Annotated in this window: 1 protein-coding gene; it reads left to right on the plus strand. The window is 59.1% G+C overall.

Annotation, left to right across the window (positions count from 1 at the left end; all coding sequences use genetic code 11):
• The coding region (locus ACYPYD_RS09735) for an IS66 family transposase (RefSeq protein ID WP_459662927.1) at nt 1-446 on the plus strand (446 nt) is incomplete at its 5' end.
• Nucleotides 447-606 lie beyond the last annotated feature (160 nt).

The following is a 606-nucleotide window of genomic DNA, read 5'->3' on the forward strand; positions in this document are numbered from 1 at the left end:
ATCGGTTAGCGGCCCGCCAGGCGGAAACCTGTAAGGTGATGGCTACGATCAAAACGCAGATCGACGACATGCTGCCCAGGCTCTCACCCAAATCCGATCTGGCAAAGGCGATGCGCTACACCCTCAACCACTGGAAGGGCCTGACGCTATTCCTGGAAGACGGGCGTGTCGAGGTCGATACCAACACCGTCGAGCGAGGGATGAGAAATGTTGCCCAAGGTAGAAAGTCGAGCCTTTTTGCGGGGAGCGAGGAAGGAGCCCGGACCTGGGCGGTGCTTGCCTCGCTTCTCCAGACTGCTCGCCTCAATGGCCTCGATCCCTACACCTGGCTCAACGATGTGCTCGAGCGGATCGTGAATGAGGAGGTGATGATCAACGATCTGCACAGCCTGTTGGCATGGAACTGGCGCCCTGCGACTGATCGGCTAGAAGCGCTGGCAGCATGAGCTTCAAACGTCAAACCGCATCCGGCAGAACGCTCTCATTAGAGCAGCTCGAAATCTGGCTCGATACGCTTGATCCGCCGGTCGCCGGTGTCTCCTCGATCGATGGCTTCCTCGCGGCGTTGGCTGCCGGCCCGTCCATCATCAATCCGGACATATGGCT

The sequence above is a fragment of the Novosphingobium sp. 11B genome (genome assembly GCF_054589055.1).